At 72.1% G+C, this 25,837-nt stretch carries 20 protein-coding genes; 6 read left to right on the plus strand and 14 right to left on the minus strand.

What is annotated here, in order from left to right; translation table 11 throughout:
• Window positions 1–75: 75 nt before the first annotated feature.
• The 4 genes from ACWGKT_RS37310 to ACWGKT_RS37325 all read right to left on the minus strand — a co-directional run bounded on the left by ACWGKT_RS37310 (window position 76) and on the right by ACWGKT_RS37325 (window position 6,998).
• The gene (locus ACWGKT_RS37310) at window positions 76–2,052 is read right to left on the minus strand and encodes an ATP-dependent DNA helicase (RefSeq protein ID WP_453277146.1); all 1,977 of its coding nucleotides are present in this window, start codon (window positions 2,050–2,052) and stop codon (window positions 76–78) included.
• A 109-nt stretch (window positions 2,053–2,161) separates the two neighbouring features.
• A complete protein-coding gene (locus tag ACWGKT_RS37315) occupies window positions 2,162–3,163 on the minus strand; it encodes a GNAT family N-acetyltransferase (protein WP_453277147.1) in 1,002 nt (333 codons plus the stop codon).
• An 89-nt stretch (window positions 3,164–3,252) separates the two neighbouring features.
• Entirely contained in the window at window positions 3,253–5,202 is a 1,950-nt protein-coding gene (locus ACWGKT_RS37320; RefSeq protein WP_453277148.1) for an IucA/IucC family protein, read from the minus strand.
• A 239-nt stretch (window positions 5,203–5,441) separates the two neighbouring features.
• Entirely contained in the window at window positions 5,442–6,998 is a 1,557-nt protein-coding gene (locus ACWGKT_RS37325) for a diaminobutyrate--2-oxoglutarate transaminase family protein (RefSeq protein WP_453277149.1), read from the minus strand.
• Window positions 6,999–7,515: 517 nt separating this feature from the next.
• Between ACWGKT_RS37325 and ACWGKT_RS37330 the strand changes: the two genes are divergently transcribed.
• Entirely contained in the window at window positions 7,516–8,001 is a 486-nt protein-coding gene (locus ACWGKT_RS37330; protein ID WP_356147144.1) for a GreA/GreB family elongation factor, read from the plus strand.
• A 49-nt stretch (window positions 8,002–8,050) separates the two neighbouring features.
• Here ACWGKT_RS37330 and ACWGKT_RS37335 read toward each other — a convergent pair whose 3' ends face one another.
• Window positions 8,051–8,986, minus strand: a complete 936-nt coding sequence (locus ACWGKT_RS37335; RefSeq protein ID WP_453277150.1) for a Dyp-type peroxidase — start codon at window positions 8,984–8,986, stop codon at window positions 8,051–8,053.
• Between the two features lie 160 nt (window positions 8,987–9,146).
• Between ACWGKT_RS37335 and ACWGKT_RS37340 the strand changes: the two genes are divergently transcribed.
• From ACWGKT_RS37340 to ACWGKT_RS37350, 3 genes are all read left to right on the plus strand, one after another.
• The gene (locus ACWGKT_RS37340) at window positions 9,147–9,503 is read left to right on the plus strand and encodes a thioesterase family protein (protein WP_453277151.1); all 357 of its coding nucleotides are present in this window, start codon (window positions 9,147–9,149) and stop codon (window positions 9,501–9,503) included.
• A 273-nt stretch (window positions 9,504–9,776) separates the two neighbouring features.
• A complete protein-coding gene (locus ACWGKT_RS37345) occupies window positions 9,777–11,009 on the plus strand; it encodes a trypsin-like serine peptidase (protein WP_356147153.1) in 1,233 nt (410 codons plus the stop codon).
• A gap of 145 nt (window positions 11,010–11,154) precedes the next feature.
• Window positions 11,155–12,360, plus strand: coding sequence for a trypsin-like serine peptidase (locus ACWGKT_RS37350; protein WP_453277152.1), 1,206 nt, complete (start codon window positions 11,155–11,157; stop codon window positions 12,358–12,360).
• A gap of 112 nt (window positions 12,361–12,472) precedes the next feature.
• Here ACWGKT_RS37350 and hflX read toward each other — a convergent pair whose 3' ends face one another.
• The 6 genes from hflX to miaA all read right to left on the minus strand — a co-directional run bounded on the left by hflX (window position 12,473) and on the right by miaA (window position 20,736).
• Window positions 12,473–13,966, minus strand: coding sequence for a GTPase HflX (hflX, locus tag ACWGKT_RS37355; protein WP_356147158.1), 1,494 nt, complete (start codon window positions 13,964–13,966; stop codon window positions 12,473–12,475).
• Window positions 13,967–14,106: 140 nt separating this feature from the next.
• Window positions 14,107–15,750 carry a M1 family metallopeptidase gene (locus ACWGKT_RS37360; RefSeq protein WP_453277153.1) on the minus strand — a complete coding sequence of 548 codons (1,644 nt, stop codon included), beginning with the start codon at window positions 15,748–15,750 and terminating at the stop codon, window positions 14,107–14,109.
• An 81-nt stretch (window positions 15,751–15,831) separates the two neighbouring features.
• Window positions 15,832–18,009: a RelA/SpoT family protein gene (locus ACWGKT_RS37365; protein WP_453277154.1), complete on the minus strand. Its 2,178-nt coding sequence runs from the start codon at window positions 18,007–18,009 to the stop codon at window positions 15,832–15,834.
• A 284-nt stretch (window positions 18,010–18,293) separates the two neighbouring features.
• Complete coding sequence (gene dapF / locus ACWGKT_RS37370; protein WP_356147167.1) at window positions 18,294–19,163, minus strand: diaminopimelate epimerase; 870 nt, start codon at window positions 19,161–19,163, stop codon at window positions 18,294–18,296.
• Window positions 19,164–19,185: 22 nt separating this feature from the next.
• On the minus strand, window positions 19,186–19,689 hold the full coding sequence (locus ACWGKT_RS37375; protein WP_453277189.1) for a hypothetical protein: 504 nt from the start codon (window positions 19,687–19,689) through the stop codon (window positions 19,186–19,188).
• A gap of 108 nt (window positions 19,690–19,797) precedes the next feature.
• Window positions 19,798–20,736: a tRNA (adenosine(37)-N6)-dimethylallyltransferase MiaA gene (miaA, locus tag ACWGKT_RS37380; protein ID WP_453277155.1), complete on the minus strand. Its 939-nt coding sequence runs from the start codon at window positions 20,734–20,736 to the stop codon at window positions 19,798–19,800.
• Between the two features lie 182 nt (window positions 20,737–20,918).
• Between miaA and ACWGKT_RS37385 the strand changes: the two genes are divergently transcribed.
• Window positions 20,919–21,206 carry a hypothetical protein gene (locus ACWGKT_RS37385; protein ID WP_453277156.1) on the plus strand — a complete coding sequence of 96 codons (288 nt, stop codon included), beginning with the start codon at window positions 20,919–20,921 and terminating at the stop codon, window positions 21,204–21,206.
• Between the two features lie 61 nt (window positions 21,207–21,267).
• Window positions 21,268–21,537 (plus strand): antitoxin, encoded by a 270-nt coding sequence (locus ACWGKT_RS37390; protein WP_356147176.1) that lies wholly within the window; start codon window positions 21,268–21,270, stop codon window positions 21,535–21,537.
• Window positions 21,538–21,636: 99 nt separating this feature from the next.
• On the opposite strand, the gene ACWGKT_RS37395 is transcribed toward ACWGKT_RS37390, so the two are convergent.
• The 3 genes from ACWGKT_RS37395 to ACWGKT_RS37405 form a co-directional block, all read right to left on the minus strand.
• Window positions 21,637–22,350 carry a class III extradiol dioxygenase subunit B-like domain-containing protein gene (locus ACWGKT_RS37395; protein ID WP_453277157.1) on the minus strand — a complete coding sequence of 238 codons (714 nt, stop codon included), beginning with the start codon at window positions 22,348–22,350 and terminating at the stop codon, window positions 21,637–21,639.
• 53 nt (window positions 22,351–22,403) lie between these two features.
• Window positions 22,404–23,942 (minus strand): tRNA (N6-isopentenyl adenosine(37)-C2)-methylthiotransferase MiaB, encoded by a 1,539-nt coding sequence (gene miaB, locus ACWGKT_RS37400; RefSeq protein ID WP_453277158.1) that lies wholly within the window; start codon window positions 23,940–23,942, stop codon window positions 22,404–22,406.
• A gap of 93 nt (window positions 23,943–24,035) precedes the next feature.
• A complete protein-coding gene (locus tag ACWGKT_RS37405) occupies window positions 24,036–25,835 on the minus strand; it encodes a protein kinase domain-containing protein (protein WP_356151751.1) in 1,800 nt (599 codons plus the stop codon).
• Window positions 25,836–25,837: the final 2 nt, after the last annotated feature.

Here is a 25,837-nt window from a genome sequence, read left to right on the forward strand (position 1 = left end):
TGGCCCCCCGGCCCCCCCCCCCCAAACTCCCGGGGGGGGCCCCGCCCGCCCGCCCGGCCCCGCCCCACCCCGCGATCACTCCGCCTCCGCCTGCTTCGCCTTGGCGTCGATGGCGGCCAGCGACTTCCGGACCTGGTTACGGTCCGTGGTGTACCAGAAGTCGGGCAGCGACGCCTTGAGATAGCCGCCGTACCGCGCCGTGGCCAGCCGCTGATCCAGTACGGCGACGATGCCCCGGTCCCCCGTGGCGCGCACGAGCCGGCCGGCGCCCTGGGCCATGAGGAGCGCCGCATGGGTCGCGGCGACCGCCATGAAGCCGTTGCCGCCGGCGTCCTCCACCGCCTTCTGCCGTGCACTCATCAGCGGGTCGTCGGGGCGCGGGAACGGGATCTTGTCCATGACGACCAGCTGGCAGCTGGAGCCGGGGACGTCGACGCCCTGCCACAGCGACAGCGTGCCGAACAGACAGGTCTTCGGGTCCGCCGAGAAGTTCTTGATCAGCTCGCCGAGGGTCTCCTCGCCCTGGAGCAGGATCGGGAACTCGGGGATCCGGGAGCGCAGCTCCTCCGCGGCGAGCTGGGCGCCCCGCATCGAGGAGAACAGGCCCAGCGTGCGGCCGCCAGCCGACTGGATGAGCTCGGTCAGCTCGTCGAGCATGTCGGCGCGGTCGCCGTCCCGCGCGGGGCGGGACAGGTGCTTGGCGACATAGAGGATGCCCTGCTTGCGGTAGTCGAAGGGCGAACCGACGTCGACGCCCTTCCACTTCGGCAGGTCCTCGCCCTCCGTGCCCTCGGGCGCGAGGCCCAGGGACGCGCCCACTCCGTTGAAGTCGCCGCCGAGCTTGAGCGTCGCGGAGGTGAGCACGACGGAGCGATCCGCGAAGAGCTTCTCCCGCAGGAGACCCGAGACGGACATGGGCGCCACGCGCAAAGAGGCGCCGAAGCGGTCGTGGCGTTCGTACCAGACGACGTCCCACTCGGAGCCGTTCACCACGCGCTCCGCCACGTCGTGGACCGTCTCGACCGAGGCCAGCGCCTGCTTGCGCACCGCGTCCTCGTCCTGGACGGACTTGTCGCGGGTCGTGCCGAGCGCGGAGATGACGGTGCGGGCGGCGTCGCGCAGTGCCATCAGGGCGTAGGCGAGGTCCTCCGGGATCTCCTCCAGCCGCCCGGGCAGGGCCAGCTCCATCAGCCGCTCGAAGCCCTCGGCGGCGGTCTGGAGCTGGTCGGCGGCCTTCTCGTTCACCAGCTTCGCCGCGCGGCGCACCGCGCGGTTGACCTGGCCGGGCGTGAGCTCGCCGGTGGCGACGCCGGTGACGCGGGAGACCAGTTCGTGGGCCTCGTCCACGATCAGCACCTCGTGCTGCGGCAGCACCGGCGCGCCCTCGATGGCGTCGATCGCGAGCAGCGCGTGGTTGGTGACGACCACCTCGGCGAGCTTGGCGCGCTCGCGGGCCGCCTCCGCGAAGCACTCGGCGCCGTACGCGCACTTCGTGGCGCCCAGGCACTCCCGGGAGGACACCGACACCTGCGCCCACGCGCGGTCGGACACGCCCGGCGTGAGGTCGTCGCGGTCGCCGCTCTCGGTCTCGTCCGCCCAGTCGCGCAGCCGCAGCAGGTCCTGGCCCAGCTTGCTGGTGGGCGCCGCGGCCTCGAACTGGTCGAAGAGTCCCTCTTCCTCGTCCTGCGGCACTCCCTCGTGCAGCCGGTGCAGGCACAGGTAGTTCGATCTGCCCTTGAGCATCGCGAACTCGGGGCGGCGGCGCAGCAGCGGGTGCAGCGCGTCCACCGTGCGCGGCAGGTCGCGCTCCACGAGCTGGCGCTGCAGGGCGAGGGTGGCCGTCGCCACGACGACGCGCTCCCCGTGTGCGAGCGCGGGCACGAGATAGCCGAGCGACTTACCGGTGCCGGTGCCGGCCTGGACGAGCAGATGGGATCCGTCGTCGATCGCCTCGGCGACCGATTCGGCCATGGTCACCTGGCCGGGGCGCTCCGTACCGCCGACGGCTGAGACGGCGGCATGCAGGAGTTCAGGGAGGGAGGGCTTCGTCATAGCGCGACCACCCTACGACCCGGCACTGACAAACGGGCGATCAAGGCTGGGAGCAGGGGTGGGACCGGGGCTGGAATCACGGTGGGGTTCCTCGGCGTCGTCGCGCGGCCTACATCAGATGGCGCAGGGACCGGTCCCGGATCATGAGGGCGGCCCGCTTGGCGGGCAGGTCGACCTCCTCGGCGTACCGGAAACCCGCCTTCAGGAAGGCGGCCACGGAGGCGGTGTTACGGAGATCGGGCTCCGCGACGACGCGTACGCAGGCGGGGCGACGGTCGAGGACCAGGTCGGCCACGGCCCTGAGCAGGGCGGAACCCAGCCCCCGCCCGCGGTCGGCGACACCGCCGATGAGGAGGTGGACGCCGGTGTCGTGCGGGCGGGACGGGTAGTAGCGGGCCAGCGGGTCCAGGTCGGCCCGGTAGATCTCCCAGTAGCTCATCGGGGTGCCGTCCAGGATGCCGACGCACGGGACGCTGCGTCCGTCGCCGGTCAGTTGCGCCCGCAGATGGTCCTCGGTCTGGGCCCCGGAGCCGGCCAGCTCCCAGAAGGCGGCGACGGCGGGGTCGTTCATCCAGCGGCGGATGAGCGGAAGGTCGCGGTCGAGGCGGACGGGGTGCAGCTGGAACGGGCCGACGGGGGTCGCGATCGGCCCCCAGGCACGGACGCCGTCGAGCAGGTCCTCGTGCGCCGCGACGGGCCGGTCGCCCGCCGGGACCTGCACCTGGGCGGTCGGGACGTGCCACAGATCGCCCGCGTCCGGCCATCGGTCGCCCGCGCCCTGCCATTGATCGCCTGCGCCCTGGCACTGGTCGCCCGCGTCCGGCCGTCGGTCCGGTGTGTCCCGCCGTCGGTCGGCCTCGTCCGGCCATGGGTCGGCGAGGTCCCGCCCGTCGTCGGCCGGGACGAGCCGGCCCTCCGTGTCTCCCCCGTGGCCGTGCGCGTCGTACGTGTCGTACGTGTCGGGCGCCTTCCCGGCCATCAGGGCGACGAATTCGTCGGGCAGGCGCAGGTCCAGCGTGTCTTCGCAGTTCTCGCTGTCCTCGCGGGGGTCGGCGCAGCCCGGGTGAGCAGGGACAGGGCCGGCGTCGGCGCTCGCGTCGGTGGGAGGCACGGCGGGCTCCTCTCAGGAGACGGGGTGGGGCATGTTCCTCGGAAGTGAAGGACGTCGATGTCGTGCGGTTCAGGGGTGAGTCGTGCGGTTCAGCGATGCAGGGGGTTGGCGATGGTGACGTAGACGGACTGGGTGTCGACCGGGCCCACGAGTTCGTCGAGGCCGTGCAGCCGGGTGAGCAGGTTGGCCTTGCAGCGCAGGACGGGCGAGTCGAGCAGCCGGGCCGGCAGGGAGGTGCGCGGCGCGGTGGGTCCCGAGGCGACACCGGTGAGGAAGCGGCGGAAGGCGGCGAGCAGCAGCTGTTCGTCGGCGAGGCGCTGGGAGCCGAACGCGCCGATCAGGCCGAGCACGTTGTTGATGGCGAGGTAGTACGCGAAGCGTTCGTCGGTGACCTCGTCGGAGACGAAGGTGTCGCTGTGCTCGCCGATGCCGGGCAGCCGGGAGTCGAGTTCGGTGCGCCGGGACTCGCGGAAGTAGTAGCCCTGGTTGTCGCGGTAGCGGCCGCCGGCGGGCCAGCCGTCGCCGTCCAGCAGGAGCAGCGTGTTCTGCTGGTGCGCCTCCAGTGCGATACCGGCCTCGCCGTCCAGCCACAGCACGGGACGTACGACCTGTTCCAGATAGCGCAGGAACCATTCGGTGGCGACGGCTCCGAGGGGGCGCCCGGTCCGTTCGGCGAGCCGCGTGACGACCTGGGCGAGCCTGGACCGGATCGGCGCCGTCGCCCCCGGTCCGTCGTCGGCACCGGTACCGGTGGGGCCGTAGGGCCGGGGTGAGACCAGTCCGGCGATGCAGGAGACGTCGTCCGACGGGGCGAACGGGTTGTGCCGGATCATCACGTCGAGGCCGGTCACGGGCCGGCCGTCGGGACCGTCGACGGCCAGCCAGGCCGGGTCGCGGACGATGTCGAAGCCGGGGTGAGCCGCCTGCCAGGCCTTGGCCAGTCCGGCGCGCAGCAGGCGGTGCACCTCGACGCCGCGGTGGAGTTCCTTGCGGAGGTTCTCCCGACGGGAGTTGGTGATCCGCAGGCCCAGGGAGAGCTTGAGCATCGCCGGGCCGCCGGGCTGGTGGACGGTGCGTACCGAGGAGGTGGGGTGCCACGGGGAGCCGTGCGGACCGAGTTCCCGGAGGAGTCCGGCATCGAGGAGCGCCGCGGTCTCGGTGCGGAGGCGGACCTCGCGTGCCTGCCAGGGATGCAGGGGCAGGGCGGCGTGGCCGTCGGGCAGTGGAAGCCCGGCTCCGGCGAGCCGCGCCGTGAGGTGAGCGGCGGGAACGGGGCGGCCGCGTTCGGTCCAGGCCGAGTCGGTCGCGAGCAGGGACGGCGCGACGGCCATCCAGTGCAGCGGGAAGGAGCCGCGCAACTCCGGTGAGTACAGGCGGGCTTCGGCCTCGGACAGACCCTCGCGGCTCTTCGGGGTCGGGTGCAGCGGGTGCCCGAGCAGCAGCGCCTGTTCGGCGGCGAGGAAGAGGTCGGGGCCGTCGGCGGGGCGCCGGCGCCGGTCACTGATGAAGGTGACGGTACGGCGCAGGGAGTCGGCGACCCTGGCGACCAGGTCGCCCCCGTCGCCGCGCACGCCGGCCTCCCGGGCGGCCGGGCCGGAGTCGGCGCCGCCCGGCGTCTCGCGGGTGAGCAGGGCGGCGAGAGTGACCGCGTCGAGCGGTGGGGCGTCCTCGGGGGCGTCGGCGAGGCGCGGGAGCCCGAAGCGGTGCGAGCCCGTCGGGGACCAGTAGCGAACCGGCGCCGTCACAGCCGTACCGCTGGTGGGGAGGGGGATACGGAGGGTGCCGGCGTCGGGTGCGGTGAGGCCCGTCTCCCGCACCCAGCAGCGGAGGAGGCTGTCGACGGCCGCGGCCTGGGCGGCGACCTGGGGGTCGGGGTGCTCCAGGTGGTCGCCGGAGGTGTCCTGGGGGCGTGCGGCCTCCGGGGTCCGGGCCTTCTGCGCGGGTACCCACTCGGAGGCCGGCGTGGGGTTCGCACCATGGGGGGCGGGGTCGGGGTCGGGTGCGTGAGAACGGCCGTGGGGGGTGGGGACGGAGTTCAAGGGGCTGTTCCTCGGGAGCGTTCGGGGCGGCGGGCGTTCTCGGCCTTCGAGGCCGTCGGTGCCTTTGCGTGCGTTCGGACGTGGCCAGGAGCGGGGGCTCGTACCGCGATGGATCGAGACGGGGGCGAAGAATCGGCACTGCTCCCGGACCGTCGGTGCGGCCGGTGCGGGACGTCGTCCGGCGTCAGTGCCTGCGCCGCCGAGCCCGTACGGCCGTCCCGTCGCGGTGGGCCGTGGGCCTAGCCCGTGTCGCCCCGGGCCGCTGCCGCCACCGCGTCGCTGAGCCGGTCGAGCACGGCTGCCGCCTGCTCGTCGCTGATGGTCAGGGGCGGCAGGAGTCGTACGACGCTGGAGTGGCGGCCGCCGAGTTCGACGATCAGGCCGCGGCGCAGGCACTGCCGCTGGACGGCGGCGGCGAGTTCGGGTGCGGCGGGGCGAGGGGTCCGGGCGGGCTCCAACCCCGGGATCGGACCTCGCGGGACAGGCACTCCGGAGCTTGGCACTCCGGAACCCTGCGCCACGGGAAGCTCCACTCCGGGAATCTCCCCTCCGGCGGTCACCGTCCCGGGAACCGCCGCCCCGGAAATCTGCGCTTCGGGACCCCGCGCACCCGAGGAAATCCCCACCGGTTCCGCCCCCACCGGCTCAGCCCCCTCCGGATCCACCAGCTCGACGCCGATCATCAGGCCCCGCCCCCGCACATCCCCCACACACGGGAACGCCCGTGCCAGCTCACGCAGTTGGGAGAGCATCCGGGAGCCGAGCTGGGCCGCTCGTTCGGCGAGGCCGTTCTCGCGGACGTGGGCGAGGGTGGCCGTACCGGCCGCCATGGCGAGTTGGTTGCCGCGGAAGGTGCCGGCGTGGGCGCCCGGTTCCCAGACGTCGAGGTCGTCCCGGTAGACCACGACGGCGAGCGGCAGGCTACCGCCGATGGCCTTGGAGAGGACCATCACGTCGGGGGTGACGCCGCTGTGCTCCACGGCCCAGAAGGCGCCGGTGCGTCCCACTCCCGTCTGGATCTCGTCGGCGATGAGCGGGACGGACCGGTCGGCGGTGATCCGCCGCATGCGCCGCAGCCAGTCGTCGGGGGCCGGGATCACCCCGCCCTCGCCCTGGACGGGTTCGAGGATCATCCCCGCGGGCAGGGGGACGCCGGACTTGGGGTCGTCGAGGGCGGACTCGGTCCAGCGGGCGGCCAGTTCGGCACCGCGGGGGCCGCCGACACCGAAGGGGCAGCGGTAGTCCTGGGGGTAGGGAAGGCGGGCCACCCGTACGTCGCAGGCTCCGCCGGAGGCGGCCAGGGCTCCGGTGGTCATGCCGTGGTAGGCGCCGGTGAAGGCGAGGATGCCGTCGCGGCCGGTCGCGGCCCGGACGAGCTTGAACGCGGCCTCGACCGCGTCCGTGCCGGCCGGACCGCAGAACTGGACGCGGGCGCGGTCGGCGAGTCCGGGAGGGAGCGTGCGGAACAGCTCGGTGATGAAGGCGTCCTTGACGGGAGTCGCCAGGTCGAGGACGGAGAGGGGGGCGCCCGAGTCGAGGACCTTGCGGATGGCTTCCAGGACGACCGGGTGGTTGTGCCCGAGGGCGAGGGTGCCGGCCCCGGAGAGGCAGTCGAGGTAGCGGCGGCCGTCGGCGCCCTCGATGGTCAGTCCGCGCGCCCGGACGGGCACGATGGGGAGGGCGCGCGCATAGGTGCGCGCCGCCGATTCGCGCGCCGACTGGCGTCTCAGAATCCCCTCGTGCGCGGCGCGCGCTCCCCCGGGAGTCCCCCCGGTCACCGACTCGGTCACGGCCACGGCTCGCTGTCCTCCCGCTGTCCAGGGGCGTGTTGCTGCGCGGGGACCGGGCATGGGCAGCAGTCCCCCCACCGCTACAACCGCCCAAGGCTCACTGGGTTACGGGTTGTTTCGAGAACTTTCCACTCAAGTGGCCGGGATGACGGCGACCTTGACGCGCGCACCCCTTCCAGGGGACGTGAGCCGGGCGGATCGGCGTGCACGAAGCGGGCGAGTCCGCGCTCCCACCGCGCCTACGACTCGCCCGCTGCCGTACGGGACGATCACCGAGCTAGCACTGCGGTCGTTGCCCGTGGTTCGCGGCGTGCTTGCGGCGGGACTTCTTCTTCCGGCGTCGCTTCGAGGACATGGCAACCTCCGGCACCTACAGGACATCAGGAAGCATCCTGAACTCTGGTAATCCAAGATTTCACAGGGCACGGGGCGGCGCGATTCGACGCAGTATCGCAACCCGAAATCAGCTAGTGTGATAGATAATGCCCTGTTTGGGTGATCCCCTGCACCCTGAGGAGCAGGCATGCCCAGCGAATCAGCGCCGATCAGTAACGATGCCCGACGCGCTCTCGAACGAGAGCTTGCCGACCTGCACACCGAACGCACGGCGGTCGCGGCGACGCTGCACTCCGACACGGGGGTGGGCGACCGGGCCGACGAGGCGGACGAGCTGCAGCGGGTCGAAGAGCTGCAGCGCCTGGACGCCCGTATCTCGGAGCTCACCACACGGCTCCGCCGGGCGGACACGGCGAGCCCGCCGCCCACCGATCTGGTCGGTGTGGGCAGCACGGTCACCGTGCGCTTCCCCGACGGCACGGTGGAGACCTTCCAGATCGGGGAGTTGGCCGAGGAGCTGGACCCGACGCTGGTCACGGCCGACAGTCCCCTCGGTCGCGCCCTGCTCGGCCACCACGCCGGCGACACGGTGAGCTACCACGCACCGGCGGGGAACTCGACCGCGGTGGTGGTGTCCCTCGGCGATTCCCCGGGCGGCATCCGGCGACCGTAGACACACGGGCAGCGCTCGTGGACGTGCCGTACGGACAGCGTTCGCCCCCTCACTTTCCGGGAGCGGGCGGAAGGTCGTCCAGGAAGGTGAGCGTCGGCACGTGGAACAGGCATCCGGTCATGGCGACCGAGAAGTCGAGGATGCGGTCGTGCGAGGCCTGGCCGTCGCCCAGGAACATGTTCCGCAGCATCTGCTCGATCACGTCCGGGGTACGGGCGTAGCCGATGAAGAACGTGCCGAACTCGCCGTCCCCGATGGAGCCGAACGCCATGTTCTCCCGCACGATCTTGCGTTCGTTGCCGTCCTCGTCGGTGATGGTGTTGAGGGCGACATGGGAGTCGGCGGGCTTGACGTCGTCGGGGAGTTCGACGTTGTCCGCCTTCGTCCGCCCGATGACGTTCTGCTGCTCGTCCGCCTTCAGCGCGTTCCACGCCGTGAGGTCGTGCAGATACTTCTGGATGATCACGTAACTGCTCCCGCTGAAGGCGGGATCCTCGTCGCCGACGAGCACGGCCTCGGTCGCGAGGCGCCCTTCGGGGTTCTCGCTGCCGTCGACGAAGCCGAGCAGGTCGCGCTCGTCGAAGTACTTGAAGCCGTGCACCTCGTCGACGACCGTGACCGCGCCGGTCAGCCGCTGCGCGACGAGGCGGGCCAGTTCGAAGCAGAGGTCCACGCGGCGGGCCCGCACATGGAACAGGAGGTCTCCCGGCGTGGCCGGGGCCCGGTGGCGCCCACCGGCCAACGGCACGAAGGGATGCAGCTCCTGCGGGCGCGGCCCGTTGAACAGCCGGTCCCAGGCCGCCGATCCGATGCCGACGACACAGCTGAGTTCGTCGTCGGGAGAGCGGAAGGCGACCGAACGCCGCAGCCCGGAGAGGTCTTCCAGCAGATCGCGGACGGTGTCCTCGTGTCCCGGCGTGATGGTCACCACGAGGAACACGGTGGCCCTGGCCGGCGGGACGACCACAGGCTGCGACTCCACCACGAGTCGGCCTCCTCGTCAGCTGGGGACGTGACGGTCGTGCGCGGGACGACGGGTCCCTCCTGCCATCCTGCTGCGTCCCGGGGGAAACCGCGACAGCGCGTGCGCCGTGATCCGGACCGACCGGATGCCGTCGGTAACCGCCACCAGCTAGCGTGAGGCCATGCGCCATGAGGTGACCGAAGCCGATACCGCGGTGACTGTCGGTAGCGGGGATGTGCCCGTGCTGGCCACCCCGCGGCTGATCGCCTGGATGGAGGCGGCCACCGTGGCGGCCGCCGCGCCGTTCACCCCGGCGGGGCAGACGACGGTGGGTACGGCGCTCCGGGTCGAGCACGTCCGCGCCACCCGGGTCGGGGGGCGCGTGGATGTCTTCGCCGAGCCGCCGGCCGCTCCTGGCGCCGCCGGCCGCCGTCTCACGTTCCGAGTACGGGCCGTCGACGAGGCGGGGAGACTGGTCGCGCAGGGCGAGATCGACCGGGCGATCGTCGACCGGCAGCGCTTTCTCGACAGCGCCTGACCCACGACAGTCCGGGACAGCCTGGGACAGCCCGGCGACACGCCCCTCGGCGCAGCCGCCTCGTACGCCCCACATACACCACAGGCCCCACGAAGTGCAGGTCGGTCAGCCTGTAGCCGAACCGTTGCCGATCCGTCGGAAGGCGCCCACGGCGAGCGCCTAGTGTGTGATGCCGTCCCGCTCCACCAGGAGACCGGCGCGAACTGCGCACGGGTTCTGGCCGATTGCGCGGACACCGCGCCGAGTTCCTTTACAGCAGGGGGAGTCAAGACCATGCGATCCATACGGCCGTCCTTCACCGTTCGCCGAGGGAGGAGCGCGCCCCGCAGAACCTCCCCCGTGCTGGCGGCCGTCGCTCTCGCCTCGGCGTTGGCCCTGACCGCCACCGCGTGCGGCGGCGACAGCAACGACAACGCCGACGGGAAGCCGGGCGCCTCCGCGACGAGCGGGGACAACGGTGACGGGAAGATCAAGATCCCGGACGACATCAAGAAGAAGCTCAAAGAGCACGGGATCGACATCGACAAGTGGAAGAAAGGCGCCTGGAAGAACTGGGACAAGGACGACTGGCTCCGCGAGGCCGAGGATTACTTCAACCCGATGATCAAGGGGCTGTGGAACCCGGACCGGATGCGCGGGGCCAACGACCCGGACAAGGGTGTCGAGGAGAACGACATCTCCGGTGACCAGGGCGTGACCGACCCGACGCCGCAGCCGGTCCAGGCGCGTGCGGTGCGGCCGTCGTACCACGCGAACGCGGCCACCTCCGGGAAGGTGTTCTTCGACTCCCCCAAGGGCACGATGGTCTGCTCGGCGACGGTCGTGGCGGACCCGGCGCACCCGGGCAAGTCCAACCTCGTGTGGACCGCGGGCCACTGCGTGCACGCCGGCAAGAAGGGCGGCTGGTACCGCAACATCGCCTTCGTGCCGTCGTACAACGACAAGGGCATGACGAACGAGCAGGTGCAGACGGCCTCCCGGGAGCAGATCGCCCCGTACGGCGTCTGGTGGGGCGACTGGGCGCGGACCTCCCAGCAGTGGATCGAGCAGGGCGGTGAGACGGGCGGGGACGGTGCCTCGTACGACTACGCCGTGATCCATGTGACGCCGGAGCAGGGCAACGCCGGCAAGTCCCTGGAGGAGACGGTCGGTTCGGCGCTGAAGGTGAACTTCAACGCCCCGGCCGTGCCGAAGGTGCGGAGCATCACGGCGACCGGCTACCCGGCGGCGGCGCCGTTCGACGGCCAGTCGCTGTACCAGTGCGTGGACAAGCCGGGCCGGCTGGCGCTGAACGGCCTGGACCCGACGATGTACCGCATCGGCTGCACCATGACCGGCGGTTCGTCCGGCGGCGGTTGGACGGAGACCGGCTCGGACGGCAAGCCGGTGCTCGTGTCCAACACGTCCATCGGCCCGGCGACCGCGGGCTGGCTGGCGGGTCCCCGGCTGGGTGACGTGGCCAAGGGCGTGTTCGACTCCGTGAGCAAGAAGTTCGCCGGCCAGTAGCCACGCCGGCACGTCGCGGAAAGCGCGGCCGGGGCACGGGCGGCGGGGCGGGTTCACGGAAACATTCACCGACCCGCCGCCGGTCGTCCCCGATCCGACGGGCATAGTGGGGTGTCGTCAACGCTTCAACGGGGGTAATCGCAGCATGCGTTCCATACGTTCGCCCTTCACGGGCCCGCGCGGAAGGCGCACCGTCCTCGCCGCCACCGGTCTCGTCGCGGCCCTGGCGCTCACCGCCACGGCCTGTGACGGCTCCGGCGACGACAAGGCGAGCGACAAGCCCGGAGCCACCGCCTCCCAGGCGGACGGCAACGGCGGCGGCAAGGTGCAGATCCCGGCCGACATCGCGAACAAGCTCAAGGAACACGGCATCGATGTCGACAAGTGGGCGGGCGGCGGCTGGCAGAACTGGGACAAGGACAAGTGGCTCAGTGAGGCCAAGGACTTCGTCAACCCGGTGATCAAGGGCCTGTGGAAGCCGGAGCGGATGCGGTCCGCGAAGGAGGCCAACAAGACGGTCACGACGAAGGACGCCGCCGCGCAGGGCGTCAGCGACCCGGCGCCGCGCCCCGTCGGGGCCACGGCGGAGAAGACGCCGTACCACGACAACGCGGCACCTGTCGGCAAGGTCTTCTTCGACTCTCCCGAGGGCACGATGGTCTGCTCCGGCACGGTCATCAAGGACGTCAACCACCCGGGCAAGTCCAACCTCGTGTGGACCGCGGGCCACTGCGTGCACGCCGGTCAGGGCGGCGGCTGGTACCGCAACATCGCGTTCGTGCCGTCGTACAACGACCTCGGCAAGCCGGAGCAGGACCTGGCCGGCGCCTCGCAGTCGGAGGTCACCCCGTACGGCACCTGGTGGGCGGACTGGGCCTCCACCTCGAACGAGTGGATCCGGGGCGGTTCGGAAACGGGTGGTTCGGGTGCCGCGTACGACTACGCGGTGCTGCACGTGAAGCCGCAGTCCGGGGCGAAGTCCCTGGAGGAGACCGTCGGCGCCGCGCTCGACGTGGACTTCTCGGCCCCGGCCGCGCCCCAGGTCGCCAGGATGGGCGCCTGGGGCTACCCGGCGGCGCCGCCGTACAACGGCCTGAAGATGTTCAAGTGCATCGACCGGCCCGGTCGGCTGTCGATCGACCCGTCGCTGCCGACGATGTACCGCATCGGCTGCACCATGACCGGCGGCTCGTCCGGCGGCGGCTGGTTCCGGGTGGTGGACGGCAAGACCGAGCTGGTCTCGAACACCTCGATCGGCCCGGCCGACAACACCTGGCTCGCCGGCCCGCAGCTGGGCCCGAAGGCCGAGCGGCTCTACCAGAACATGAGCAAGACCTACGGCGGTCGCTGACCCCACGACGCCGAAGGCCCGCCCCCGCGGCAAGCGGGGGCGGGCCTTCGCGCGTGGTACGAGCGCTACGGACGCGGCGCGCCGGACCGCGAGGGCCGACGGACGCGGTGCGTCAGAGCGCGGGAGCCGGCACGTACGGCGCGAGGTCCGCCGCCAGCTCCTCGTGCACCCGCACCTTGAGCAGCGTGCCCTCCGCGGTGTGCTCCTCGGAGATCACCTCGCCCTCGGTGTGGGCGCGGGCGACCAGCTTGCCGTGCGTGTATGGCACCAGCGCCTCGATCTCGACGGACGGCCGCGGCAGATCGTTGTCGATCAGGGCGAGTAGCTGGTCGATGCCCCGGCCGGTGCGGGCCGAGACCGCGAGCGAGCGCTTCTCGATCCGCAGCAGCCGCTGGAGGACCAGCGGGTCGGCCGCGTCGGCCTTGTTGATCACGACGATCTCGGGTACGTCGGTGGCGCCGACGTCCCTGATCACCTCGCGCACGGCCAGCAGCTGCTCCTCCGGGTTCGGGTGCGAGCCGTCCACCACGTGCAGGATCAGGTCGGCGTCGCCGACCTCCTCCATGGTGGAGCGGAACGCCTCGACCAGGTGGTGCGGCAGGTGCCGGACGAAACCGACGGTGTCGGTCAGCGTGTACAGCCGGCCGCTCGGGGTCTCCGCGCGGCGGACGGTCGGGTCCAGGGTCGCGAACAGCGCGTTCTCGACCAGGACGCCGGCGCCGGTCAGCCGGTTGAGCAGGGAGGACTTGCCCGCGTTGGTGTAGCCCGCGATGGCGACGGACGGCACCTTGTGGCGCTTGCGTTCCTGGCGCTTGATCTCGCGGCCGGTCTTCATCTCCGCGATCTCCCGGCGCATCTTCGCCATCTTCTCGCGGATCCGCCGCCGGTCCGTCTCGATCTTGGTCTCACCGGGACCACGGGTGGCGAGGCCGCCGCCCTTGCCGCCGCCCATCTGACGGGACAGCGACTGACCCCAGCCTCGCAGCCGCGGCAGCATGTACTGCATCTGCGCGAGCGCGACCTGTGCCTTGCCCTCTCGGGACTTGGCGTGCTGGGCGAAGATGTCCAGGATGAGGGCCGTACGGTCGATGACCTTGACCTTGACGACGTCCTCAAGATGGATCAGCTGGCCGGGGCTGAGCTCACCGTCGCAGATGACGGTGTCCGCACCGGTCTCGATCACGATGTCGCGCAGCTCCTCGGCCTTGCCGGAGCCGATGTAGGTGGCCGCGTCGGGCTTGTCCCGGCGCTGGGTGACGCCGTCGAGCACGAGGGCGCCCGCGGTCTCCGCGAGGGCGGCGAGCTCCGCGAGGGAGTTCTCCGCGTCCTGCACGGTCCCCGAGGTCCAGACGCCGACGAGGACGACCCGCTCCAGCCGCAGCTGGCGGTACTCGACCTCGGTGACGTCCTCCAGCTCGGTGGAGAGGCCCGCCACGCGGCGCAGGGCCGCGCGCTCGGAGCGGTCGAACTGGTCGCCGTCCCGCTCTCCGTCGATCTCGTGGCTCCAGGCGACGTCCTCTTCCATCAGGGCATCGGCCCGAAGACCTTCGGGGTAGTCCTGCGCGAGGCGCTTGGTGTCCTGGGAAGGGGAAGAAGAGGAGGTCATTGGATCCTTACGTCGATGGGGGATGGAGATACGGCCTTCATGGTGTCCAACGTACGAGTTCCCCGGTGGATTCCCGGGCCCCGTGCCGCACCGTGCCGACCTGAAGATGGTCGCACGGTACGGCCCGTCTCGTCACCGCCTTATCCACCGGCTCCGGCCTTGCGCGCCGCGGCGCCGCCCGGCCCGGCCCTGTGCGACGCCGCCCTGTGCGGTGCGGCCTTGCCGGCGGCGCCCTTGCCCGAGGCGACCTTGCCCGCCTTGGGATGCGCTGTTTTGGGGGCCGCCGTCTGCTTCCAGTCCGGGTGGCCCGGCATCGGCGGGGTCTTCTCGCCGTAGAGCCAGCCGTGGAGGAACCCGCTCAGGTCGCGCCCGGCGAACCGGGACGCGAGCGCCACGAAGTCGGCCGTGGACGCCGTACCGTCCCGGTGCTCACGCACCCAGGCCCGCTCCAGGCGCTCGAAGGCGTCCCGGCCGATCTCCTGGCGCAGGGCGTACAGGATCAGCGCGGCGCCGTCGTAGACGTTCGGCCGGAAGATGCTGATCTTCTGGCCGGGATTGGGCGGCTTGGGCGCGGCGGGCGGGCCGCCGCTCGCACGCCACCGGTCGGAGGCGCCGTACGCCGCCTTCATGCGGTCCGCCAGCGGCTTGTGCGCCGTCTCCTCCGCGTACAGAGCCTCGTACCAGGTGGCGTGTCCCTCGTTCAGCCACAGGTCGGACCAGCTGCGCGGGCTGACGCTGTCGCCGAACCACTGGTGGGACAGCTCGTGCACCATGATCGAATCGATGTACCACTTGGGGTAGGCGGGCTCGGTGAACAGTTCCTTCTCGAAGAGGGAGAGGGTCTGCGTCTCCAGTTCGAAGCCGGTGGCGGCCTGGGCCATCAGCACGCCGTACGTCTCGAACGGGTAGGCGCCGACCTTGCTCTCCATCCAGGAGATCTGGTCGGGGGTCTTCGCGAGCCAGGGTTCGAGGACCTTGCGGTCGTCGGCGGGCACGACGTCACGGATGGGCAGGCCGTGCGGTCCGGTGCGGCGCACGACGGCGGAGCGGCCGATGGAGACCTGGGCGAGTTCGGTGGCCATGGGGTGCTGGGTGCGGTACGTCCAGGTGGTCGAGCCGCCCACCCGGTCCATGTCGGCGGGCAGCCCGTTGGCGACGGCCGTGTAGGCGCTCGGGGCGGTGATCCGGAAGGTGAACATCGCCTTGTCGGAGGGGTGGTCGTTGCACGGGAACACCAGGTGCGCCGCGTCGGCCTGGTTGGCCATGGCGAGGCCGTCGGAGGTCCGTACCCAGCCGCCGTCCCGGTCCTTGGCGGGCATCGGGTCGCTGGTGTGCCGCACGGTGATCCGGATCCAGCTGCCCATGGGAAGCGCCTTGCGCGGGGTGACGACCAGGTCCTCGCCGGCCTCGGCGAAGCCGGCGGACCTGCCGTCCACCTCGACCGACTCGACCGTGCCGTGCGCGAAGTCGAGGTTGAGGTGGTCCAGGGCGGCGGTGGTCCAGGCGTCGATGGTGGTGACGGCCTTCAGGGGCTTGTCGTTGGTGCCGAGATAGGTCAGGGACACGTCGTACGACGCGACGTCGTATCCGGGGTTGCCCAGGTAGGGGAAGAGGCGGTCGCCGACACCCAGGGGGGTGGCCGGGGCGCTCGCGGCCAGGAGGCAGACGGAGACGGCGGAGGCGAGGAGGGCGGCCTTGCGGTTGCGGGAGGTCCGGCAGGTCCGGGAGGACACCGAGGTCCTGAGGGTCGGCCGGCGGAGCCGGGTGCGCGGGGTGAGCAACATGAACCACCGCTACCAGCGCGCGCGTGCGTTGCTGCGGCGACGCGCGCCCGGCCCACCCGAACGGGTTGACCGGGCGCGTGTTCAGGAGGTGGGTGCCTGGTGCTGCGCCCGGCTCACGTCGTACACGCCGGGCACGTTCCGCATCGCCCGCATGAGGGCAGGGAGATGGGCCGCGTCGGGGAGCTGGAGGGTGTACGTGTGGCGTACGCGCTGCTGGCTCGGAGGTTCCACGGTCGCCGAGACGATCTCGGCGCCCTCCAGTGCGATCGCCTCGGTGAGGTCGGCGAGCAGATGGGGTCGGCCGAACGATTCGGCGACCAGGGTGACCCGGCATTCGGCGGTGTCTCCCCAGCGCACGCCGACCTCCGCGCGCCCCGTGCCCGTCATTCGCGCCACCGCGGCGCACTCCACGCGGTGCACGGTGACCAGTCCCCCGCGCACGGCGAAGCCGGTGATCTCGTCGGGCGGTACCGGCGTACAGCACCGGGCCAGCCGTGCACCGGAGCGGGGGCCGTCGAGCAGGACCTCGGCGCCTCGTGGGCGTCCGGTTCCGAGGGGGCCGGCCGGGTCGGCAGGGGAATCGGTCCGCCCGAGGAGTCCGTCGCCGCGAGCGAGGGCGTCGTCCGGGCCGGGAGCGTCACCGTCGGTGGGGGCGGAGTCTCGGCCGGTCCCCTCCGGATGGGCCGCCAGCCAGCGCTGGATGGCGATCCGGGCGGCGGGGGTGTGGGCGTGGTCCAGCCACTCCCTGGAGGGTTCGGAGGCCGGGTCCTGGCCCATGAGCAGCTGGACGCTGTCGCCGTCCTTGAGGACCGTACTGAGCGTCGCCAGGCGGCCGTTGACGCGGGCGCCGATGCAGGCGTGGGCGTCCTCGCCGTACTGCGCGTAGGCGGCGTCCACGCAGCTGGCGCCCTCGGGCAGACCGAGCGTGCCGCCGTCGGGCCGGAAGACGGTGATCTCGCGGTCCTGGGCGAGGTCCTCGCGCAGGGTGGACCAGAAGGTGTCGGGGTCGGGGGCGGCCCGCTGCCAGTCGAGGAGCCGGGAGAGCCAGCCGGGACGGGTGGGGTCGGCGCGCTCACCGTCGCCCGCGGACTGCTCCTCCGAAGGAGGAGCGTAGGGATTGCCCAGCGCGACGACGCCGGCCTCGGCCGCCTTGTGCATCTGGTGGGTGCGGATGAGGACTTCGGCGACCTGCCCGTCCGCGCGGGCGACGGCGGTGTGCAGCGACTGGTACAGGTTGAACTTGGGTACGGCGATGAAGTCCTTGAACTCCGAGACGACGGGGGTCATACAGGTGTGCAGTTCGCCCAGGACGCCGTAGCAGTCCGCGTCCTCGTTGACGAGCACGAGCACGCGGCCGAAGTCGGCGCCGCGCAGTTGTCCGCGCTTGCGTCCGACGCGGTGCACGGAGACGAAGTGGCGCGGTCGGATGAGGACTTCGGCCTGGATGTCGGCCTCGCGCAGGACACCCCGCACCTCCTCGGCGATGTCCGCGAGCGGGTCGTCGGGGCGGGCGGCGTTTTCGGCGATGAGCTCGCGGGTGTGCTCGTACTCCTCGGGGTGGAGGATCGCGAAGACCAGGTCCTCCAGCTCGGTCTTGAGGGCCTGGACACCCAGTCGTTCGGCGAGTGGGATGAGGACGTCGCGGGTCACCTTGGCGATGCGGGCCTGTTTCTCGGGGCGCATCACGCCGAGGGTGCGCATGTTGTGCAGCCGGTCGGCGAGTTTGATCGACATCACGCGGACGTCGCTGCCGGTGGCGACGAGCATCTTGCGGAAGGTCTCGGGCTCGGCGGCGGCGCCGTAGTCGACCTTCTCCAGCTTCGTGACCCCGTCGACGAGGTAGCGGACCTCCTCGCCGAACTCCTCGCGCACCTGATCGAGTGTCACGTCGGTGTCCTCGACGGTGTCGTGCAGCAGAGAGGCCGTCAAAGTGGTGGTCTCGGCGCCGAGTTCCGCGAGGATCAGGGTCACCGCGAGCGGGTGCGTGATGTACGGCTCGCCGCTCTTGCGCATCTGGCCGCGGTGCGAGGACTCGGCCAGGACGTAGGCCCGGCGCAGCGGTTCGAGGTCGGCGTCGGGGAAGTGGGCGCGGTGGGCCTCGGCGACATGGCCGATGGCGTCGGGCAGTCTGTCGCGCGCGGCGGAGCCGAGCAGCGCGGCCCGGCCGAGTCGGCGCAGGTCGATCCGGGGGCGGGCCTTCCTGCGGGGCGCTGTGGGCGCCACAGGACCCGGGGTCGCAGGGTTCGCCTCCGCACTCATGGGCACCTCCGGCTCGTGGACCGGCGGACGGAGCCCCTATGGCGTGCGCGGCTCAGGGATGGCGACGTTCCCCCGTCCGTGCCGGTGCTTGATGCTACCGAGCCCATCGCGCCCGACTGACCGCCTCTCGCCGAGCGTGAAACGGATCACCCATTCGAGCGATGGTTTGGAGGTTTACGAATTTGCGCCACGTGACTCGCGGGCGGCCGTGGTTTCGCACCGCCCCGGACGCCGGGACCCTCGGATCCGTACGTCCGGGACTGCCCGAACCGCGTTTCGCGTCGTCAGCGGACCGCGTTTTCCAGCCACTCGGCGTCGAACTCGCCCTCGGCGACGATCACCGCGGGTCCGGTCATCTCGATCTGGCCGTCGGGCCGCTCGGTGATGACGAGGCGTCCGCCGGGCACATCCACGGTGTATGTCGCGGGCGTACCGGTCACAGTCGGGTCGGCGCCGTCGCGGCGGGCGGTGGCCACGGCGACGGCGCAGGCGCCCGTGCCGCAGGAGCGGGTCTCGCCGGAGCCGCGCTCGTGCACACGCATCGCGACGTGGCGGGGGCCGCGGTCGACGACGAACTCGACGTTGACCCCGTCGGGGTAGGCGGCGGCCGGGCTGAAGGGCGGCGGGGTGAACAGGTCGCCGGCGTGCGCGAGGTCGTCGACGAAGGCGACCGCGTGCGGGTTGCCCATGTTCACGTTGCGGGCGGGCCAGCTGCGCTCGCCGACGCGGACCGTCACGTCCCCTTCGGGGAGGCGGGCGGCGCCCATGCCGACGGTGACGTCACCGTCCTTGGCGAGGTGCACGCTCTTCACTCCCCCGCGCGTGGCGATCGCGAGGTCCCCTTCGGCCACATGACCGGCGTGCTGGAGGTAGCGCGCGAACACACGGACTCCGTTGCCGCACATCTCGGCGACCGTGCCGTCGCCGTTGCGGTAGTCCATGAACCATTCCGCTTCGGCGGCCATCCCCGCGGCCTCCGGGTGGGCGGCGGATCGTACGACGTGCAGGACGCCGTCGCCGCCGATGCCCGCGCGGCGGTCGCACAGGGCGGCGACGGCGGCGGGCGTCAGGTCGAGCGAGTTCTCCGGGTCCGGGACGATCACGAAGTCGTTCTCGGTGCCGTGACCCTTGAGGAAGGCGATCCGCGTGCTCATTCCTCGATCGTACGGGGTCGGGTCAGCGGAGTCGGGCCACGCGCCACACCGCGAGGAACGCGATCACGGTCACGATCACGACGTAGCCGAGCACGACCCGCCAGTCGGGCCGGCGGCCGGAGCCCCGCGGGGGCAGGCCGGGCCAGGTGTAGCCCACGCGGCGGGCGGCCATCATGCCCCAGCCCGCGGCACAGGAGCAGATCAGCAGCCCCAGCATGGCGATCACGGCCCCGCTGTCGCCGAAGTCGAAGGCGAGCGGGAAGGCGAACATCAGGGAGCCGACCGCGGCCAGACCCACGATGGGCGCGAGCTGCCAGACGCGCAGCCGGCCCGGCGGGCGCAGGTCGACCTCGACCTCGGGGCCGCCCGCGAACATCTCCTCGGGCTCCGGGCCGTCGTCGGTCACGCCGCCCACCGTCTCGTCCGGCCCGTCGGGGCTCAGACGCTCCTCGCCCAGTTCCGGTTCGCCACGTTCGGTGGTGACGTGCTCGGTGTCTTGTGCGGTGTCGCGAGGGCCGGCCTCCATCGCCACGCGCCCTCCCAACTCGGACTCCACTTGGTCGATCGAAGCTCGATGATGGCATGGCGCCACAGGCCTCGATGACCGCCGGAGCATCCCGATGCCATGACGTGATCAGGCTGTGACCGGTCGTTCGACCAACGCCAGTGCGAGGTGCGGAAGTTCCGTGCGGTCCGCCGCGGCCCCACTCAACCAGTGCACGCGGGGGTCCCGTCTGAACCATGAATCCTGCCGGCGCGCGAAGCGCTTGGTGGCGCGCACGGTCTCGGTCCGTGCCTCTTCCTCGGTGCACTCCCCGGCGAGCGCCGCGAGGACCTGCTGGTAGCCGAGTGCGCGCGAGGACGTACGCCCCTCGCGCAGACCCTGCGCCTCCAGTGCGCGCACCTCGTCCACGAGACCCGCCTCCCACATCCGGTCGACCCGGCGCGCGATGCGCTCGTCGAGCTCGGGGCGGGCCACGTCGACGCCGATCTGGACGGTGTCGTAGACGGAGTCGTGGCCCGGGAGGTTGGCGGTGAAGGGCCGGCCGGTGATTTCGATCACTTCGAGGGCGCGGACGATCCGGCGGCCGTTGCTGGGCAGGATCGCCCGCCCCGCCTCGGGGTCGGCGGCGACCAGCCGCGCGTGCAGTGCCCCGGAGCCGCGCAGGGCGAGCTCCTCCTCCAGGCGCGCCCGGACCTCGGGGTCGGTGCCGGGGAACTCCAGGTTGTCGACCGCCCCCCGGACATAGAGGCCGGAGCCGCCGACCAGGATCGGCCAGCGCCCCCGGGCGAGCAGGTCGTCGATCCTGGCACGGGCCAGCTTCTGGTACTCGGCGACCGAGGCCGTGACGGTCACGTCCCAGATGTCCAGCAGGTGATGAGGGACGCCGTCGCGCTCCTCGGGCGTCAGTTTGGCCGTGCCGATGTCCATCCCTCGGTAGAGCTGCATGGAGTCGGCGTTGACGACCTCGCCGCCGAGCCGCTGGGCCAGAAAGACGCCCAGATCGGACTTTCCGGCCGCGGTGGGACCGACGACGGCGATGACGCGGGGTGCGAAGGGTGCGCTGCTCACCGCACCAGTTTCGCAAACCCCCCGACCACGCCTCGAACGGGTTACGTGACGGACCGCGTTCGGCGTCGTTGCCCGTTGCGTGGTTCCAGCCGCCCTGTTCGAGGGGCGGTGACCCGGGCGACGCAAACAGACGCACCGGGTGACGCGGGATTTCGCCCGCGCGAGTAACGTATGGAGTAGATATGAGCGTTTTTGCACGGCTTTTGAGGAAGTCGAAGGCGACGGAGGAGGCAGCCACCGCGGCGCAGGCCGGCACGGAGCCCGGCGGAACCGACGCGGCGGGTACGGCGGAGGAAGCGGCGGCGACGAAGACGCCGGACGCGGACCGGGCCGAGGGCGCCGCGGCGGAGCCGGAGGCGGACGAGGCCGGAGCCGTCGGGGACGCCGCTTCGGACGGCACCGAGATTCCCCAGCAGCAGTCGGCGGCCCAGGCCGCGGACAACGAGGCCGGTGAGGGCGCCCGCACGTGACTGTCCGACCCCGGCCGCGGCGCCCTGGCGGCGAACGAGCCCCGAATCAGGAAGGTGGACCATGAGTTTCCTGCATCAACTGAAGGACAAGCTCGCCCCGGCCAAGGACAAGATGTCGGACCTGGCGCAGCAGCACGGGGGCAAGATCCAGCACGGTCTCGACAAGGCCGCGAAGGTCGTCGACGAGAAGACCAAGGGCAAGTACAGCGACAAGATCCACACGGGGACCGACAAGGCCAAGGGCGCCATGGACCGGATCGCGCACAAGGGTGGCAGCGAGCCGGGCGACGGCTCGGCGACCCCGCCCGGGGCGCCGCCGCCGGCTTCCTGAACAACCCCTGCGGCACAGCGGTTCGGCGGACGGCCGAGGAGCACGACGGCTCCCGGCCGTCCGCCGTTTCCCGAACTCCCCGGAGTCCTGAGCGGCTTCCTAGGACCAGGCGGCGACCACGTATCCCACCCCGTACGGCGCGTCCTCGTACAGCAGTGTGCCCGTGAGGTTCGCGCCCTCGGCCGCGCCCGCGAGGACCTGCCAGGGGGCGCGTCCGGACGCCTTCAGCTCGTAGGCCAGTTCGGCGTCCAGGGCGGCCAGGGCCACCACGTCCGCCGAGCCCAGCGCCCGCGCGACCTCCGCGTCGAACGGCGCCGCCCGCTCGTCGAGGTAGCCCGGCGCCTTCAGGGTGCGGCAGGCGCTGGCGTCGCCCATCACCAGCAGCGCCACCCGCCCGGCCCGTGCGCCGATCTCCCGTCCGGCTTCGAGGCAGCGCTCGGGCGCGAGCGGTTCGCCCACGCCGAGTCCCTCGATCGGGGCGTCCGCCCAGCCGGTCTGCTCCAGCAGCCAACCGGCGACCGCCAGCGACGGCGGCAGCTCGCGCCCGGACGGCGCGCCGCCGCCCGGCCCCAGCCGCACGGAGAGGTCGACCCCGAAGCCGCGGAAGGAACCCCGGCTGCCCTGCGGATGCGGTCCGCGCCCGTTCTCGTCGGCGGGCCCGACCACCACCAGCCGGTCGGGGCGGGAGGCGGCGAGCACTCCGAGCGCGTGCGAGCACGCGGTGCGCGCGGCGTCCAGCTCGGCGGCGGCACCCGCGGCGACCTCGGGCACGAGCAGCGACGGGCAGGGGCAGACTGCTGCGGCGACAAGCATGATCGGCAGCGTAACGCCGTGCGGCGTCAGAACGTCACTACCCGGGGCGCACTTCAGTCACAGCCGCAGGCGCTGCCCATGGCGGCCGGCAGCGGCTCGGGCACGCCGATCTTCGGCAGGCCGAGCATCACACCGGCCGGCTTCGCGGCCTTCGCAGCCTTGTCCACGTTGCGCTTCTCCCACGCGTCACCCGCGCTGGTGCGGCGCACACCGAGGACGGCGCCCTCGGCGAGGAGGTGGTGCGGAGCGGCGTACGTGATCTCGACGGTGACGACGTCGCCGGGGCGTACCTCCTGCCCCGGCTTGGTGAAGTGGACCAGGCGGTTGTCGGGGGCGCGGCCGGACAGGCGGTGCGTGGCGCCGTCCTTGCGGCCCTCGCCCTCGGCGACCATCAGCTCCAGGGTGCGGCCGACCTGCTTCTTGTTCTCCTCCCAGGAGATCTCCTCCTGGAGGGCGACGAGACGCTCGTACCGCGCCTGCACGACCTCCTTCGGGATCTGGTTCTCCATGGTGGCGGCCGGGGTGCCGGGCCGCTTGGAGTACTGGAAGGTGAAGGCCTGCGTGAAGCGGGCCTCGCGGACGACGTGCAGGGTCTGCTCGAAGTCCTCCTCGGTCTCGCCCGGGAAGCCGACGATGATGTCGGTGGTGATCGCGGCGTGCGGGATGGCGGCGCGGACCTTCTCGATGATCCCGAGGTAGCGGTCCTGCCGGTAGGAGCGGCGCATCGCCTTCAGGACGGTGTCCGAGCCGGACTGCAGCGGCATGTGGAGCTGCGGCATCACGTTCGGCGTCTCGGCCATGGCGGCGATCACGTCGTCGGTGAAGTCGCGCGGGTGCGGGGAGGTGAAGCGGACGCGCTCCAGGCCCTCGATGTTCCCGCAGGCGCGCAGCAGCTTGCTGAAGGCCTCGCGGTCGCCGATGTCGGAGCCGTACGCGTTGACGTTCTGGCCGAGCAGGGTGATCTCGGAGACGCCCTCGCCTACCAGGGCCTCGATCTCGGCGAGGATGTCGCCGGTGCGGCGGTCCTTCTCCTTGCCGCGCAGCGCCGGGACGATGCAGAAGGTGCAGGTGTTGTTGCAGCCGACGGAGATCGAGACCCAGGCCGCGTACGCGCTCTCGCGCCGCGTCGGCAGCGTGGAGGGGAACGCCTCCAGGGCCTCGGCGATCTCGACCTGCGCCTCCTCCTGGACGCGGGCGCGCTCCAGCAGGACGGGCAGCTTGCCGATGTTGTGCGTGCCGAAGACGACGTCCACCCAGGGCGCCTTCTTCACGATGGTGTCGCGGTCCTTCTGCGCCAGGCAGCCGCCGACCGCGATCTGCATGCCGGGCCGGGACGCCTTCCTCGGCGCGAGGCGGCCGAGGTTGCCGTACAGCCGGTTGTCGGCGTTCTCGCGGACGGCACAGGTGTTGAAGACGACGACGTCCGCGTCCCCGTCCGAGCCCTCGGGGGCGCGTACGTAACCGGCCTCTTCGAGCAGCCCGGACAATCGCTCGGAATCGTGGACGTTCATCTGGCACCCGTAGGTGCGGATCTCGTAGCTCTTGGGTGCGTGCACGTCCACTGCGGGGCTCCGGTCGCTGCTCCTGGTCATGCGTTCAAGGGTAGGCCGTTCCGGGGACAGCCTCGTCGCGGTCCGTCGAGGAGCGGACGGCCACCGGGCGCGGGGGTGCCGGGGTGCCCGCCGTCAGATGAGGACGACCTGGTCGCCCCAGCCGTTGCGGGTCGCCTTCTCGAACCAGAGGCGGGCGGTGCCGTCGACGACGGCCGCCAGGCAGAGCCGCCAGCCGGTGCTCTCGCCCAGGCCGACCCGGCTCGCGTCGGCGGACAGCGTGAGGGTGGTCCACTCGCCGTCCCCGGTTCTCACCCGGACGCCGTCGGGCCCGGCCATGGCCACGGTGGGACCGTCCCGGTGCCCGACGGCCGCCACGTCGGCCGCCGCCCGGTCGGTCAGGCGGACCTGGGCGTCCCAGCCCAGGCCGTCGTGCTCCACGCGCTTCGGACCGCCGGACGGGAAGCCGAGCACGGCCTCCAGATCGCCCCAGCGGTTCACCGCGAGGGCCGCCCGCTCCGCTCGTCGGTCGTGGACGACCTCGCGCTTCGGTGGGGGCCCGGGCAGGCCGTGCCCCAGGCGCAGACAGGACACCGCGCTCCCGTCGTCGACGAGGACGGCGGTGCCGCCGTCCGTGTCGGGGGCCGCCGCCAGGACGCGTACGGCCGCCGCCTGTTCGACGCGGTGCCGCACGAGGTCACCGCCGTCCGCCGGGTACCGCACCGCGCACAGGGCCCCGTCGTGCGCGGCGAAGGCGACGAGCTCCCCTTCGGCGGTACGGCACACGGCGAGACCCGAGGCTCCGACCAGACCGTTGCGCCAGCCCGAGGCGTCGCCGACGTGCAGGTCGCCCGCCAGGTCGAGGGCGAAGGCGACCAGCCGTCCCGTGCCGGTGTACCGGACGGCGACCTCGTGCACTCCCCTCGGCGCCCCCTCGTCGGGAGGCAGCCGCCCCGGGCGGGAGGCGGGGCCGGGCACGCGCAGGAACTCCACCCCGGCCGCCCCGCCCGCCGCAACGACCACACCGTCCGGGCCGTCGGCGAGCAGGTCCAGGCACCGGTGCCGGGCCGGCCGGCCGCCGTCCCGGAGCAGGTCCCGCAGCCGTTCCGCCCAGGGCAGCAGTTTCCACGGGCGCCGCGTGGGATCGTCCGCCAGCGGCGCGGCGGCGTGTGCCGCGGCCGCCGCGGAGTACCCGGCGAGCCGCAGCTCGTGCTCGAACCGCTCGCCCGCCCCGCCGGGCATCTGCTCGGGAGGAACGCCGAGGAGCACTTCCCGGACCAGCATCCCGACCGCGTAGCGCTCCGCCTCGGCGGTGGTGAGGTGCAGGTTCGCCGCCTTCTCCGGGGCCACGTAGCCCGGCGTGTGGATGGGTGCGGTGCGCGTGGTGTCCACCCGGTGGAGGAAGGCGAGGTCGATGAGCTGGACCCAGCCGTCCCGCGTGACCATGACGTTCTTCGCGGAGATGTCCCCGTGCACCCAGCCACGGTCGTGCAGCCGGTCCGCGAGGGCACACAGCCGTACGAGCACGTCCGCGGCGGCGAGGGCGTCGTGGTTCCGGCCGGCCCACTGCCGCAGATTCCAGCCGTCGCACCAGCGCGTCACCAGATACGAGGAGAGCGCGTCCGCCTCCGTGCCGAGCCAGTGCGGCGAGGGACCGACTATGGCCATCGGCACGACCAGGCCCTGGATGGCCAGGCTGTTGGCGTTGGCGGCACAGTCGTCCCAACGCGCCTGCCAGGTACGCAGTTTCGCCGGATCGTCCTGGCGGGGAAGGATCTTGACCATCCAGTCGGAGGCGTCCCCGGACCGGTCTATGCGCCGGGCGCGCCACGACTGGCCCTCCCCGCCCCGGTCGACGTACTCGTCCAGGACGAACTGGTCCGGGTTCTCCCGGCTGCCGAGATGCATTCCCGGCTGCCACACGACGTCGTCCACCG

This window comes from Streptomyces sp. NPDC054794, assembly GCF_053611585.1.

Excerpts from the sequence above, each read along its gene's own strand:
- ACWGKT_RS37310 (WP_453277146.1), bottom strand. The coding sequence starts at position 2,052 with ATGACGAAGCCCTCCCTCCCTGAACTCCTGCATGCCGCCGTCTCAGCC.
- ACWGKT_RS37330 (WP_356147144.1), top strand. The coding sequence starts at position 7,516 with ATGCCCAGCGAATCAGCGCCGATCAGTAACGATGCCCGACGCGCTCTC.
- ACWGKT_RS37340 (WP_453277151.1), top strand. The coding sequence starts at position 9,147 with ATGCGCCATGAGGTGACCGAAGCCGATACCGCGGTGACTGTCGGTAGC.
- ACWGKT_RS37345 (WP_356147153.1), top strand. The coding sequence starts at position 9,777 with ATGCGATCCATACGGCCGTCCTTCACCGTTCGCCGAGGGAGGAGCGCG.
- ACWGKT_RS37350 (WP_453277152.1), top strand. The coding sequence starts at position 11,155 with ATGCGTTCCATACGTTCGCCCTTCACGGGCCCGCGCGGAAGGCGCACC.
- hflX (WP_356147158.1), bottom strand. The coding sequence starts at position 13,966 with ATGACCTCCTCTTCTTCCCCTTCCCAGGACACCAAGCGCCTCGCGCAG.
- ACWGKT_RS37360 (WP_453277153.1), bottom strand. The coding sequence starts at position 15,750 with ATGTTGCTCACCCCGCGCACCCGGCTCCGCCGGCCGACCCTCAGGACC.
- ACWGKT_RS37365 (WP_453277154.1), bottom strand. The coding sequence starts at position 18,009 with ATGAGTGCGGAGGCGAACCCTGCGACCCCGGGTCCTGTGGCGCCCACA.
- dapF (WP_356147167.1), bottom strand. The coding sequence starts at position 19,163 with ATGAGCACGCGGATCGCCTTCCTCAAGGGTCACGGCACCGAGAACGAC.
- ACWGKT_RS37375 (WP_453277189.1), bottom strand. The coding sequence starts at position 19,689 with ATGGAGGCCGGCCCTCGCGACACCGCACAAGACACCGAGCACGTCACC.
- ACWGKT_RS37385 (WP_453277156.1), top strand. The coding sequence starts at position 20,919 with ATGAGCGTTTTTGCACGGCTTTTGAGGAAGTCGAAGGCGACGGAGGAG.
- ACWGKT_RS37390 (WP_356147176.1), top strand. The coding sequence starts at position 21,268 with ATGAGTTTCCTGCATCAACTGAAGGACAAGCTCGCCCCGGCCAAGGAC.
- ACWGKT_RS37395 (WP_453277157.1), bottom strand. The coding sequence starts at position 22,350 with ATGCTTGTCGCCGCAGCAGTCTGCCCCTGCCCGTCGCTGCTCGTGCCC.
- miaB (WP_453277158.1), bottom strand. The coding sequence starts at position 23,942 with ATGACCAGGAGCAGCGACCGGAGCCCCGCAGTGGACGTGCACGCACCC.